Consider the following 14,681-nt stretch of genomic DNA (forward strand, 5'->3'; position numbering starts at 1 on the left):
ACTCCTAACTCCTAACTCATCACTCCTAACTCACATTAGACGGCAAGTACACCTGATGTCTTACGGCTCTCACCACTGCCACTTAACTTTAAATAAAGTTACATTAGTCCTTAAGAAAATACAAAAAACTTTAGATGAGGGTGAATTTTATATCACCCAAAGTCCAAGCAGCGAGGGAGCAATAACCCATTATGTTTGAACACTTCACTTCCGAAGCCATTAGAGTAATTATGTTAGCTCAGGAGGAAGCACGTCGCCTGGGACATAACTTCGTAGGAACTGAGCAAATTCTCCTGGGGTTGATGGGAGAAGGAACTGGGGTTGCTGCTAAAGTGCTGGCTGAATTAGGCGTTACCCTCAAAGATGCACGTCGCGAGGTAGAAAAAATTATTGGTAGGGGTTCTGGCTTTGTACCACCAGAAATTCCTTTTACTCCTAAAGTAAAAAGCCTCTTCGAGCAATCGTTTAAAGAAGCTCATAGTCTAGGACAGAATTACATCAACACTGAACACTTACTCTTAGGATTAACCGAGGCTGGTGAAGGTGTAGCCGCCAAAGTACTGCAAAATCTAGGGGTTGACTTCAAGAGTGTCCGCAGTGCTATAGTTCGCCGTTTGGGTGAAAATGCACCGGCTTTCGCTGGTAGTGGTAGTGGTAGTCAAAAGCGCACTCAACCGCTAACTATGGAAGAATTTGGCAGAAATTTGACCAAATTAGCCCAAGAAGGCAGACTCGACCCTGTAGTTGGTCGTGAGAAGGAAATTGAGCGGGCGATCCAAATTCTCGGTCGCCGCACCAAGAATAACCCAGTGTTGATTGGTGAACCAGGAGTTGGCAAAACTGCGATCGCAGAAGGTCTAGCTCAACGGATTGTCAACCAGGATGTACCTGAAACCTTACAGGACAAGCAAGTTATCAGCCTCGATATGGGGTCATTGGTAGCTGGAACTCGTTTCCGTGGCGATTTTGAAGAACGCATCAAAAAAGTCGTGGAAGAAGTCCGCACCGTGGGCAATATCATCTTGGTGATTGACGAAATTCATACCTTGGTTGGCGCTGGTGGTACAGAAGGTGGCTTGGATGCAGCCAACATCCTCAAACCTGCCTTAGCACGAGGAGAACTCCAGTGCATCGGCGCAACTACCCTTGATGAATATCGGAAGCACATCGAGCGCGATGCCGCCCTAGAGCGTCGTTTCCAACCAATTAAGGTTGGCGAACCCTCAGTAGAAGAAACCGTACAAATTCTTTACGGCTTGCGCGGTGCTTACGAACAACACCACAAAGTCACAATTTTGGATGCGGCACTTGTGGCAGCAGCAGAATTATCAGACCGCTATATTAGCGATCGCTTCTTGCCCGACAAGGCAATAGACTTGATTGATGAAGCTGGTTCTCGCGTTCGTCTGCGGAACTCTCAAAGTTCTCCCAATAAAGAACTCAAGCGTGAACTCGCCGGCGTTACCAAAGAAAAAGAAGCAGCAGTCAGAGTCCAAGATTTTGACAAAGCTACACAACTGCGCGACCAAGAATTAAAACTTGCAGAACAACTGCAAGCAACCTTTACACCAACCGAGCAACCTGTCAACTCGACTGTAGTTGACGAAGAAGACATCGCCCAAATCGTTGCCTCTTGGACTGGCGTACCAGTCAACAAACTCACTGAATCTGAGTCAGAGTTGCTCCTGCACCTAGAAGATACTCTGCATCAACGGCTTATCGGACAAGAGCAAGCAGTCTCGGCTGTATCTCGTGGTATCCGTCGCGCTCGTGTCGGCTTGAAAAATCCCAATCGTCCCATTGCTAGCTTTATCTTCTCTGGCCCTACTGGAGTCGGTAAAACAGAATTGGCGAAGGCACTAGCTTCCTACTTCTTCGGTGCGGAAGACTCGATGATTCGGCTAGATATGTCCGAATACATGGAAAGCCACACCGTCGCCAAGTTAATTGGTTCGCCTCCTGGTTATGTCGGATACGACGAAGGTGGACAACTTACAGAAGCCGTGCGGCGGAAACCATACTCAGTGCTGCTATTCGACGAAATCGAAAAAGCACACCCCGATGTATTCAATATGCTGCTGCAACTCTTGGATGACGGTCATCTTACCGATGCCAAAGGTCGGAAAGTTGACTTCAAGAACACGCTGATCATTTTGACTTCCAACATCGGTTCTAAGGTGATTGAAAAAGGTGGTAGTGGTTTAGGCTTTGACTTCGACACTCAAGCCGACGCTAGTTATAACCGCATCCGCACCTTGGTAAATGAAGAATTGAAAGCTTACTTCCGTCCAGAGTTCCTTAACCGTCTCGATGAAATTATCGTCTTCACCCAGCTTTCTAGGGATGAAGTGAAGCAAATCGCTGAGATTATGCTTAAAGAAGTTTCTAAGCGTTTGACAGAAAAGGGAATTATCTTAGAAGTTAGCGATCGCTTCAAAGAACTTGTAGTACAAGAAGGCTACAACCCTAGTTATGGTGCTAGACCATTACGTAGGGCAATTATGCGCCTTTTAGAAGATTCTCTCGCTGAAGCAATGCTGTCTGGCGAAATTACAGATGGAGACACAGCGTTTGTCGATGTTGATGATGACTCTCAAGTAAAAGTACGAAAATCAGAAAAACGAGAATTACTCCTAGCAAATGTTGGCTAATTTTATACCCGATCACTTTTTGTTGTAATATTTGAGAAATACTCTAGCCTCTCATCTAAGTAGAGGCACTCACAGGGGCATCTCCGACAAACATAAAGTGAAATGGTATTATATCTTTCACCTCTGGTATTTCTACCAGGGGCTTTTTTATGCAATTTTTTTGGATACAACAACACATGGGCGCAATACAGTTAGTTCTCAAGACTCCTGCATTAACGTGCTATAAATTTGACCACTTATATACCAATACAGTTCAGATAAGACCAAAACACTTGTAGAGACGGCGATTTATCGCGTCTCGAAAACCCACAATTTTATACAATTAGCTCTTAACCCAAGCGTATTGACTTATATACTGTCCGCCTAATTAGCTTAATAAAGAATCTTTAGCCCTTATTTTAATCTCAAAAAATAAAATAATAGACTATTTAAACTTGCAATTGACCACTAATTTACGAAATCTTTGTTTATTTTCAAGATGTTAAAAAAAATATTTGTCGTTAAAACAAGATAGAAGTAAAAGATTCAAACCATTGGTGAATAGGCTTTTAACGTCGTTTATATAATCTTTATTATACTTATGTTTATTCGTACCCTCCTATTTATTTCGTGATAACTAGCTGTTTAAGTGTCTTATCTGTCCTTGCATTTTCATCATAAATTTGAGAATATATTGAAGTTAAGCAAAATCCATCAACATCTATTGAGTAATAACTTCACCCACTTACCAGAGTTGACATAAATAAAGCCTAAACATAGATTTTTTGTTATTAAGTAAAATTTTTAACTAACAAAAATCCATGTGGTTTTTTGGGAAATAATTTTTACCATCTTGTCACCCTCTGTATGCATTGTCGTTTTACTTAATAGCTAAACACGCATTTAGTTTAGTCGATTTCTGCAAAATTTATTTGACTATTTTACTCTTTAAAAAGAAAAAAATGTGTTTAAAAACTAGTATAAAATGCTGCAAAAAATTTATTAAATAGTTCTGTTCTCTGTCTTTAGGCATAACTTTATATACCTATATTGACAGAAATAGCTTACTATACAAATATATGTAACATGGATGAAAATTTGATTGTGCTTACTAATCCATCGTTATAAATATCATCAGGTGTAGTCAGAAGTTTTTACAGATTAAGAAGTTTTTGAAACTTCGGAGTGAAAATTCTGGTACTTGGAGAAAAGTCAGCAGCTTTTCTTGCTTGCATAAGAGTGTTCGTGCAGCTATTAATGCAAAAGATCATTATTGTCTGATAGTGATCTTATTAAAAGCCCTACAGTTCTCATTATCAATCTTGGCTCTCGGCTAGTATTCAGTGGTGTATCGATCTCGGCTCTCGGCTAGTGTTCAGTGGTGTATCGATTTATAAGCTAACTGGAAAAACGTAATCATGTAAATTCGGATTGTGAAATGAATCAGGCGAATCAAATAACTGTGCGGTCATGATTTACTATTGTGGCTAAGTTGCCAACTAGTATATGTCCTACACAGAATATGCATCACCAAATAAGGTTGACGCACACTTTGTTTCCGAAAGAAATCAAAGGTTAAAAGACCTATTTACCTAAAGTCGAAATCATAACCTTTACCTTTACCTCATCCAAAATGGGAGTTCTGGTTAGTGAAACTTAACTTTAAGAAGGTGATAAGTAAAGGTGTGCGATCGCATCATATTTGAATTGTGGTCATTGTTGCTTCTAATTGTTAGCAGAAGCTACAACTGTCCATTTTTGTGATGCCGCATTATACCAAGTTGCCAAAGATATTTTTTTATAACTTCATTTACAACATTAAATGAAGGCAATGAAATCTCTGGTAAACATTAGGTGAGCCAGGAATATTATGTTGTCAACAAAATAATATCTCTGACAATTTCGTATTACCAAAAATACACAGCTATTAATGATTCACGAATGACATTGTGATTCTTCAAGCAATTCAAACAAAGGATGTGATTTGCAAATGCTTAATCATGTAGCTATGCAGTGTAAGTTTGATGATCTCTTCCAATATCTTCTCATCATTTCTTAATCGCCCCTCTCTCAAACTTGGGAGAGGGGGAGTGATGAGAATTACAACAACTAACTTAGTTGTAAACAAGCCAAATACTTTTTTGAAACCCAAAAGCAAGGATTAATTTATGGCAATTAGAAATGGAACACCCGATTCCGATACCCTTCAAGGTACTAGCGCAGCTGACACGATTCGCGGCTTTGCTGGTGATGACCTGTTATTGGGATCAGGTGGTAATGACCTGATCCGAGGTGGGGAAGATAAGGATACTCTGTTTGGTGGAGCCGGTGCCGACAGACTATTTGGCGATGCTGGCGAGGACTCCCTCTTTGGTGAGGGCGGTAATGACACCCTCTATGGTGGGCAGAGTGAGGACGATGTTCTTGATGAGAAAAACTTCCTCGATGGCGGCGCTGGTAATGACTTGCTCTTTGGTGGCTTTGAGGATACTCTGTTCGGCGGAGCTGGCAATGACACTCTGACAACTGCTAATAACAGTTTCGGTAAGAGCAATCTCAACGGCGATGCAGGCGCTGACTCCCTGATTGGCAGTGACAGCTTTATAGAGGGTGATACCCTTGATGGCGGCGCTGGCAATGATTTCCTCGATGGCTTAGGCGGTGATGATTTCCTGATCGGTGATGACACTTTGGGTGCGGCTGGCGCTGATACCCTTTTTGGTGGAGATGGTAACGACACTCTCCAAGGCGATGCTGATAGCTTAAGTGGTGGTGGCAATGACTACCTCGATGGCGGAACCGGCGATGACTACCTCGATGGTTTAGGTAGTGATGACATCCTCTTAGGTGGGGATGGTTTTGACACCCTCGATGGTGGAGATGGCAATGACAGCCTCAATGGTGGTCTTGGTACTAGTACCCTTTTTGGGGGAGCTGGCAATGATACTCTCCAAGGCGGTGCTGAAGCTGACTTCTTAGAAGGTGGACCCGAAGAATTTGACGGCGATGACTCCCTTTTAGGTGGGGGTGGTTTTGACACCCTAGTGGGCGGTTCTGGCGATGATACCCTGTTGGGTCAAGGTGGTGATGACAATCTTGATGGTGGAACAGGAGTTGATAGCCTTGTAGGCGGTGCTGGCAATGACACCCTGTTCGGTGGACAAGACGCCGAGGAAGGTCAAACCGCACGCGACACCCTGACTGGCGGTGCGGGTACTGACATATTTGTGTTGGAAGAAGTAGGGTTTGAAGTACCAGATCCCGGTGAGCCACCTGTACCTGCTCCTGTCGGCGACATTATCACTGACTTCCAGGATGGTATAGATTTCTTCGAGGTTGACTTACCGTTTGAGGAACTCACAATCAGCCGTGTTGTTATTAATGGTCAAGCTAGTAGTCGGATTTCCATTGCTGAAACTGGCGAACTGTTAGCGACCGTAATTAACGTGGCTCCTGCACTGGTCACAGAATTCGATTTTCTATCGTAAGAAATGGGCAACCAGGCGGTGTACTTGGGTACCAGCCAAGTAGCACACACCTGATAGTACCCAGAAAATCAACAAAGCAGCCGCAGCGTCACGATAACGTACTGAGCCACTTTTGGGGTTGATTAGTTTCAATTTTATCTCTCCTGCTGTCTTTATAGTTGAAGACGGCAGGAGACTAATAGTCTGTCCCATTAGTTCTGAAGGGTTATAAAAGTTTGTAGTAAGGACTTTAGTCCTGGATTTTTAAGCACTTAAGTGCTTACTACAAACCTTGCCACTAATAGTCTGTCCCAAAAGTTTTGAGAGGTTAGTGGTGTTCAGATCCCCGACTTCTTAAAGAAGTCGGGGATCTAGCAGCCCCTCAAAATTAATGGGACAGACCACTAATAGTCTGCCAACCCAAAAATGCAGGGTGAAGATTGGGGAAAGGGATAAAACACCTTTGAATGGCACTAAGAAAAACCCAAAGTCTTGTGTTGCCTCGTTCCCAGACAGGGCAAGGGCTGTGTCTTAACTTAGTACCATTCACACCTTTACCCTTTTCCCTTTACCCGCCAAGTTCCCTTGGAGAACTACTAATAATCAAAGAGCAATGCGAATTTTATTTCTGCATCCAAATTTTCCTGCCCAATTTCGCCATGTAGCTGCTGCTTTAGCCAAAGACAAAGATAACCAAGTTTTCTTTGGAACTACTCGTCAGGAAGATAATTTACCAAGCGTTAATAAGGTAATTTATAGCCCTACACGAGAAGCTCGTCCCGAAACTCATCACTATGTTAGACCTCTAGAAAATGCTGTCCTTCAGGGTCAAGGTGTCTATAGGCTGGCAGAAAAGCTCAAAGCCCAAAGCTTTATTCCCGATGTAGTCTATGGTCATTCGGGTTGGGGCCCGACCTTATTCATCAAAGATATTTTTCCCGATGCCAAATTACTATGCTATTTCGAGTGGTTTTATCATGCTCATGGCTCCGATGCCGACTTCGATCGCAGCGAACCCTTAACTTCTGACGATAAAGCCCGGATTCGGATTAAAAATGCTCCGATTCTACAGGATTTATATAGTTGCGATCGCGGTCTTTCTCCCACTTATTGGCAGCGTCAGCAATTTCCTTCGGAATATCACAATAAAATCAATGTCCTTCATGATGGCATTGACACAGAATTCTTTTGCCCCAAACCGGGAGCAAAGTTAATTCTCCCACGCATCAATCTAGACCTTTCTCACGCCAAAGAAATTGTCACTTATGTAGCGCGGGGTATGGAGCCTTATCGAGGATTTCCTCAGTTTATCGAGGCGGTGGCTTTACTCCAACAACAACGTCCGCATTGCCATGTCGTCATTGTGGGAGAAAACCGTGTAGCTTACGGCAAACAACTACCTGATGGCAAAACCTACAAAGAGGTGATGCTGGAAAAATACGATCTTGACCTGAGCAGAGTTCACTTTACAGGTTGGCTACCTTATTCTGAATACCTGCAAGTTCTCCAAGCTTCTTCTGTCCATGTTTATCTCACTCGTCCCTTTGTCTTGTCGTGGTCAATGTTGGAAGCTTTATCTGTAGGTTGTTTGTTGGTAGCTTCCAAAACTGCTCCCGTAACTGAGGTGATCCAAGATGGTGTTAATGGTCTGTTGGTAGACTTTTTTTCACCCCAAGAAATTTGCGATCGCATTACAGAAGCACTCACCCATCCAGACAAAATGGCCTCAATCAGGGTCAAAGCCAGGGAAACAATCTTAGAGCGCTATAACTTGTCGCAGTTATTACCCCAACATCTGCAATGGATACAACAGCAAGAAAATCAGAGCAGTAATCTAATTTCTCTACATAAAAAAGCTCAGTTAGAACTGATTACCACGACTCAAGATAATCACTCAAATTCATCAACAACACTCTTACAAGTGCATAACCAGACGGTAACAACTCAAGATATTATCCCTCTCTTGAATCGATACCAACTGCTATCAAAGCTCCAGGAAGAACTTTTGATTGATGAAGCAATCGCACCCTTTAGCTGCACACCAGAAGAAGAAGCCAAGTGTTACCAAGACTTGTGCAAACAGCATCAATTGACATCAGAAGCTCAACGTCAAAATTGGTTGCAGCAGCAGAACATAACTGAAACACAATTTTTAGATTTAGCAACCCGTAACCTGAGAATTGAAAAGTTTAAACAAGCCACTTGGGGTAGTAAATTAGACTCGCACTTTTACAAACTCAAGCCAAAGCTTGATCATGTTATCTACTCTTTAATTCGCCTTCGGGATGCGGCTGTTGCTCAAGAACTTTACTTCCGTCTGGTAGAAGGCGAACAGTCCTTTGCTGAAGTTGCAAGGCAATACTCTCAAGGTGGAGAAGCTCAGGCTGGTGGCTTAGTGGGGCCAGTTGCATTGAGTACACCCCATCCCAAACTAGCCCGAATCCTTGCCATCAGCCAACCAGAGCAGATATCGCCACCAACCCACATCGGAGATTGGTGGGTAATTGTGCGGCTGGAAAAGCTGATACCAGCCCAACTTAACGAACCTATGCAGCAACGATTGCTCAACGAACTTTTCTCTTCTTGGTTACAAGAGCAACTGCAACAACAAACTTCTCAACAACAAGTTGAAGTACAAAAACCAGCTTGATTCCTTAACTTTGAAACCGCTTAATTTTTTTTGAGGAGCATAATATGACAGCTTTCAACTTTAGTGAACAAAGCCTAGTCGGAAACAATTTTAACGGTCAAAACTTAAATGGCTCCAATTTTTTCAAAGCTACCCTTACAAATGTTCAATTCGTCAATACAGGGTTGCGAGGCACTAACTTTGAAGAAGCAAAGCTATTTAACGTAAATGCATCTGGTGCAATTTTTGCCCCTAATAATAACTTTTCTCAACCAGCTAATTTGTTCAAGGCGACATTAGAAAATGTCAATTTCAGTGGGGCCAATTTGAGACAGGCTAATCTGTCGCTGATTAACACGAAATTCATCAATCTATCAAATGCTAACCTGACTAATGCTAATTTGCGGGAAGCTAATCTCAGTGGTGAACAATCTGAGCGCCCCAACCTGAGAGGTGCTAACTTCACGGGAGCCGATTTATTTAAGGCGAAGCTAAAAGCCGCTGACTTTACAGGTGCAACGCTCGTGAATGCCAGCTTTCTAGAGGCTGAGTTGGATAGTACTATTTTGGTCAACGTCGATGCAACGGGGGCTGACTTTCGTCTGACAAACTTCACGGATTTGACCTTACAGAACTCTATTTTTGACCTGGCTAATTTCAGTGATGTCTCCATCAGTGATGTAGAACTACTAAATCCAACACAGTCAGGTAATGTTAGGTTTCGTGGTGCGAATTTTAGCAACGTTTCCGCAGAAGATTTGATTTTAACTGGTGCTGATTTTAGTTCCTTTATAGATGCCAATGGCAATGTTACAGTAACAAACTTGAGTGGGGCTGACTTTGCTGATACTGATTTGAGTGGAGCTAACTTTACCCAAGCCAACGCAGAAGGTTTTTCTTTTAATGGACTTGCTGTTGGTGCAAATTTCACAGATGCCAACTTGAGAAACGCTGATCTGTCTAAAGCAAATTTCACTGATGCCATTTTCGTGGGAGCGGATCTGACTGGTGCGATCGCAGATGATGCAATTGGTCTAAATATTGGAGATGAATTTAACAACACCCTCACCGGAACCAGCAGCAACGATAATCTCTTTGGCTTTGCAGGGAATGACACCTTAATTGGTAATGCAGGGAATGATTATCTAGACGGCGGTTTAGGCGCTGATTCTCTATTTGGTGGCGGTGGAAATGACACCTTGTTTGGTGGTGCTGGCGCTGACAATCTCACCGGTGGTGCAGGTAATGACTATCTCAATGGTGGCGCTGGCAATGACACACTTACTGGAGGAAATGGCAGCGATACCATTCGCTATAACTTGGGTGATGGTCAAGACCGAATCAACGAATTTGTAACAGGAGCAGGGGGAGATATCCTTTCTTTCGGTGGTATTGCTGCAATAGATGTGCGTATTGTCAACGGTAATAGTCAGTTCCGATTAGGAGATGGCATCGCTAATAATGCAGGTTTTGGTACTGGACAGTTGTTATTGACCCTCTTTGGCACTACCTTTACCCAAGCTGACATTAGTACAAATATTGATCCAAACAACAGTTCTGTCTTCCAGTTATCGTAAGCTTATGGAAACCTGAGTCAATCTTTTATCGAACAGAATTCAGGAGTCAGGAGTCAAGATTGGAATCACCGTAGCTTTAGCCCGGTGAGGATGTCAAAGGACTTTAAATGAGTAATAAGTGGATGAGAAATGGGTATTTACTCATTACTCATTACTTATTACTCATTACTCATGGCAAGATTGATTCTTCTGCCAACAATTCTGATCCTGCTTCACCATTAACAGCATTATCGGAATCACTAGATTTAAAAAACCCATCTGCTACATCTTTAATAAAACCAGCTGTAGGTACTGCGACTAGTAAACCTAAAACTCCACCAACATTGGTTCCGACAAGCAAAGCAATTAATACCCATATTGGTCGAATGCCAGTAATTTTACCTAAAAGACGTGGTGCGATCGCCTGATCAATTAACTGGTCAATGACAACAGCTACCGCAAAAACCTTTACTGCTAACCAAAAGTTATGTGTAGCTATAATGAAAGTTATTACAACAAGACTAACAACATCACCAAAGGGAATTAAGCTCAAAAGCCCAACTCCCAAACCAAAGAGTAAAGCAAACTGGACTTGAAAAGCTAAAAATAATAATGTTATTGAAACACCCATCAGCAAAGCTAAAGTTCCCTGACCAATCAAATAATTTTGGAAGTTTTGCTGAATAGACTGGCTTACCTGTTGAGCTATACTTCCAGGTAACTTCTTAAATATACCCTCCCAAATCCTTGGCCCATCTAACAATAGATAAAAAGTCAGGACTACAATGATTAACGCCTCAGAAATACTATCAATTGTATCTATGATAATGCTTAAAAGCTTGTCTGAAACAAACTCTAATTCATTGGGTAATTGCTCAGTAATTTTTGCTAATAGCTGACTTAGATTCACATTTATTCTGTGTCTAAAAAACCATTCATTTACAATCTGAAGTTTTTCTTCGCTAGAATCAATCCATTGGGGAAAGACTTTAACCATCTCATTAAATTGCTCTAAAACAATGGGTAATAAAGTAATGCCCAGAGCAACGATAATTATCAATGCTGATATAAAAACTAACGCTACTGCATAGCCACGTTTAAGTCCTCGCTTTTGAATAATTGAAACAGGATAGTTTAAAACGAATGCCAGCAAGGTAGCCAAGACAAGAATTGTTACGACAGGTTGAAAATTTTTAACCAGTAAAAATACTAGCCAACCATTAAGAAAAGCTAGAGGAAATAGTAGCGTAAAAATTAACCATCTAAGTAGTTGATTCAGTGAAAAATTCATAGTTAATTTTAAAATCAAAATTATTCTAATTTATACATTGAACTTGAGAATTAAATAGACTTAAGGGAAAATAGATAAGAAAAATATTTCCCCATTCCTTGCTCCCTACTATTCCAATTTTTAACTTTCAGCAAAAGCTAAAAATTGCTCCTCATTTATTCGCCCTGCTTGATGCAAAGTATTAGTAATTTCTGAAATAGTTAAAACCGCATGACTACGATAACCATTTTGCTGTAATCTATCTTTTACCCCTTGTTCATGGTCGATAAATACTACAATATCATTAACATTTAATCCTGCTGATTCTAACTTTCCTGCCCCTTCCATGACACTTTTGCCACTGATGAGAATATCGTCAACCACTACAACTGTTTCACCAGGGTGAAAGTTACCTTCAATTACTCTCCGCGTTCCGTGTGCCTTAACCTCTTTACGAGGGAAAATCATTGGACAATGAAGGCGCAAAGCTAAACCAGTCGCAGTAGGTAAAGAACCATAGGGAATACCTGCTAACCTATCAAAATTCAGGTTTTTCAAAATGTCCTCATAAGCTGTGAGAACTTGATTAAAAACTTGAGGGTTGGAAATAATTTTGCGTAAGTCGATGTAATAAGGAAATATAGCTCCCGATGCTTGGACAAAGCTGCCAAACATAATGCAGTCAATATCATAAAGTTGTAAAATTAAATCCTGATGGGGATGCTGATTTAGCAAACAAACATCAGGAAACCACACAGAACACGTGGAATTTTCGTGAATAATTTCAGCTTTTATTTGATTAATTTCTGCGCGTAAAGACTGGATTTGCTCAGATAATTGTGTGTTTCCCAACATATCTTGAGGAACAGGAATCAGCAAACCATCACCGTTAGCATTCAAGCCTACTTCTAAAATTTGCTTCAGGTTTTGACCCTCCGCCCAGATGCTACGCGCCATAATAATTCGTTCCGGCGCGATCGCTCGGATAAGTGCTAATACTTCAGGTTTTGTAGTTCCCACTTCCAAACCCAATTGTTCTGGAGTTCCCCAAGTTTTTGATTCTTTTACCACCTGTAAATAAAGAGGTGATTCGTTTGTAGGATATTGCTGTAAAGCTTCTGCACCTGGATTAGAAGTACAGCATAAAATAAATACCGCTTTACCCTGATAGACCAAAAAAGGTGCTACATGATCTTGTCCTGTATAGGGGCTAAGAGTTATTGCATCTACCTGCCATTCTGTAAACACAGTCCGAGCAAAGATGGTACTAGTATTTAAGTCGCTGTGTTTGGCATCTAAAATAACTGGGATGTGGGCTGGAATAGCTGCTAAAGTTTTGTACAGCAGTTCTAAACCAGGAATACCTAACGCTTCGTAGAAGCCAAGTGTAGGTTTATAAGCACAAACGAAATCAGCAGTTTCAGCAATAATGAATTGTAACCACTTCTCCAAACCAGCAATGAGTTCTTCAGATTCATAACGCACAGGCATCATCTCTGGATTTGGATCAAGTCCTACAAACAGTAAGCTTTGATTTTGCAAGATATTTCCATTCAATTTATCAAAAAAGTTCATATTTTTTAAAAAGAGTCATTTGTTATTTGTCATTGGTCATTTGTTATTGGTCATTTGTTATTGGTCATTTGTCATTGGTTATTAGTATCCGCGTCTATCTATCTCCATGACCAGAGTTTCTTTTACTAAAACATTGATTCTGTTAGTTGAGCGCCTCCAGCTTTCTGCCCTAATCGAGAGTGAATCACTGCAAATAAGATAACCAGCGGCACTGAGGCAAAGTGAACGATTCGCAATGCTTGCCAATTGCCAAAAAAATCCACTATCCAGGGAAACTGAGCAGGTTTATACATTCCTATTCCTGTAAATAATGCCAGCAGCAAAATAGGAATAATTGCTGTATATGCAATCCGATGCCAAGCATAAATTAGACGCTTAGAATTTTGACTTTTTTGTAATGCTTTGAAGTCATTGACACCGACAAACCGATGTCGCCAACGCCGGGTAATTAAAATGTAAATTCCATACCATAAGAGATTTAGGGAGAATAGCCACATTGCTGCAAAATGCCAGTGTCTACCTCCTGCAAGCCAACCTCCTAAAGTAAATATCGGAGGAATGTGCAAACCTGCACGTCCACCAAAAACAGGGTTGGCGTTGTAAATTTGTAATCCACTGGTGAGCATGATAAACAGACTAATGATGTTACACCAGTGGAAAATTTTGGCTCCTATTGCTTGGGTAGGTGGCTTTCGAGTTTGAGAAGGAATGGTCGAATTCATAAATTTTGATTGATAAAATTCGCTGTTTACCTGTCTTGGTTAAATAGCCTAGCCAGTTTGAGGATGGTTAACTTACCTTTATTTTCCCATCATTAGATCCAGTATTCTGACATTGATGCTCTACCATCTGCTGTTTTAACTGTCAGTTTAGGTATGACTAGGGTTGTTCTAAGCTAAATTTTCCCAATTGGGCGATGTCTTACAGCAGTCTGATCGTAATAACACGATAAATTGCATTCCATCACTTCGTCGCTCAAATGACTGCTGATGCTCGAATTTCAATTTCTGCCATACCCTGATCGCACGCTTGTTGAATGCTGCGATCGTTACCCGAAAAGCTTTTGGCTGAAATAAACTTTTGGCAAATTCCAATACGGCTTTGGCATACTCAGCACCCTTTCCTTGTCCGGTCAAGTCAGGGCGAATCCCCATACCAATATCCAACGCCTGCTCATTGTAATCACCACCAGTGACCTGTCCATCTTGTCCAAAAGAACAGTAAGCTACTAACTCGCCATTCTCATCCAGAATACTGTAAAAGGTGTTCTGGGGGTGCAGAATATGTTGTAGTAGATTAGCTTCTGGCTCTGAGTAGTTATATAAATCATAGGGTGGCTCATATCGCCAACTTAAGATAGCGCGTGCATTACTCTCATTAATTAGGTGAAACGTAAACATTACTTACTGTGCTGTTTGTACTACCCTAACCCTAACTTTGAGATGCGCTCAGTATAACTCGACGAAACGAATCCCCAATGGAAAAATGACATTATCTTTTCAGTTATTCAATGCTATTGAGGCTAACAAAAATATTTCTTTCCAAGAATATAGG

General features: G+C 41.4%; 10 protein-coding genes. 5 read left to right on the top strand and 5 right to left on the bottom strand.

The genetic code is table 11. From position 1 onward, the window contains the following. The 3 genes from RRG12_RS31560 to RRG12_RS31570 form a co-directional block, all read left to right on the top strand. Positions 1–199, top strand: a 199-nt coding sequence (locus RRG12_RS31560) for a hypothetical protein (RefSeq protein ID WP_420761930.1), incomplete at its 5' end; no start/stop codon positions are given. Continuing rightward, positions 192–2,651 carry an ATP-dependent Clp protease ATP-binding subunit gene (locus RRG12_RS31565; RefSeq protein WP_420761931.1) on the top strand — a complete coding sequence of 820 codons (2,460 nt, stop codon included), beginning with the start codon at positions 192–194 and terminating at the stop codon, positions 2,649–2,651. The genes RRG12_RS31560 and RRG12_RS31565, both read left to right, overlap by 8 nt. A gap of 2,147 nt (positions 2,652–4,798) precedes the next feature. Next, the gene (locus tag RRG12_RS31570) at positions 4,799–6,118 is read left to right on the top strand and encodes a calcium-binding protein (RefSeq protein WP_420761932.1); all 1,320 of its coding nucleotides are present in this window, start codon (positions 4,799–4,801) and stop codon (positions 6,116–6,118) included. Here RRG12_RS31570 and RRG12_RS31575 read toward each other — a convergent pair. After that, positions 6,110–6,250, bottom strand: a complete 141-nt coding sequence (locus RRG12_RS31575; protein WP_420761933.1) for a hypothetical protein — start codon at positions 6,248–6,250, stop codon at positions 6,110–6,112. The two genes, RRG12_RS31570 and RRG12_RS31575, sit on opposite strands and share 9 nt — an antisense overlap. A gap of 460 nt (positions 6,251–6,710) precedes the next feature. On the opposite strand from RRG12_RS31575, the gene RRG12_RS31580 reads away from it, so the two are divergent. Together RRG12_RS31580 and RRG12_RS31585 are read left to right on the top strand one after the other, a co-directional pair. Beyond that, positions 6,711–8,747: a glycosyltransferase gene (locus RRG12_RS31580; RefSeq protein ID WP_420761934.1), complete on the top strand. Its 2,037-nt coding sequence runs from the start codon at positions 6,711–6,713 to the stop codon at positions 8,745–8,747. Positions 8,748–8,791: 44 nt separating this feature from the next. Further along, positions 8,792–10,303 carry a pentapeptide repeat-containing protein gene (locus tag RRG12_RS31585; protein WP_420757909.1) on the top strand — a complete coding sequence of 504 codons (1,512 nt, stop codon included), beginning with the start codon at positions 8,792–8,794 and terminating at the stop codon, positions 10,301–10,303. A 169-nt stretch (positions 10,304–10,472) separates the two neighbouring features. On the opposite strand, the gene RRG12_RS31590 is transcribed toward RRG12_RS31585, so the two are convergent. The 4 genes from RRG12_RS31590 to RRG12_RS31605 all read right to left on the bottom strand — a co-directional run bounded on the left by RRG12_RS31590 (position 10,473) and on the right by RRG12_RS31605 (position 14,527). Further along, positions 10,473–11,573 (bottom strand): AI-2E family transporter, encoded by a 1,101-nt coding sequence (locus RRG12_RS31590; RefSeq protein WP_420757910.1) that lies wholly within the window; start codon positions 11,571–11,573, stop codon positions 10,473–10,475. Between the two features lie 120 nt (positions 11,574–11,693). Then, the gene (locus RRG12_RS31595; protein WP_420757911.1) at positions 11,694–13,127 is read right to left on the bottom strand and encodes a bifunctional orotidine-5'-phosphate decarboxylase/orotate phosphoribosyltransferase; all 1,434 of its coding nucleotides are present in this window, start codon (positions 13,125–13,127) and stop codon (positions 11,694–11,696) included. Between the two features lie 125 nt (positions 13,128–13,252). Then, positions 13,253–13,849, bottom strand: coding sequence for a cytochrome b/b6 domain-containing protein (locus RRG12_RS31600; RefSeq protein WP_069070015.1), 597 nt, complete (start codon positions 13,847–13,849; stop codon positions 13,253–13,255). A 168-nt stretch (positions 13,850–14,017) separates the two neighbouring features. Continuing rightward, positions 14,018–14,527 (bottom strand): GNAT family N-acetyltransferase, encoded by a 510-nt coding sequence (locus RRG12_RS31605; protein WP_420757912.1) that lies wholly within the window; start codon positions 14,525–14,527, stop codon positions 14,018–14,020. Positions 14,528–14,681: the final 154 nt, after the last annotated feature.

Source organism: Nostoc sp. CALU 546 (assembly GCF_048836525.1).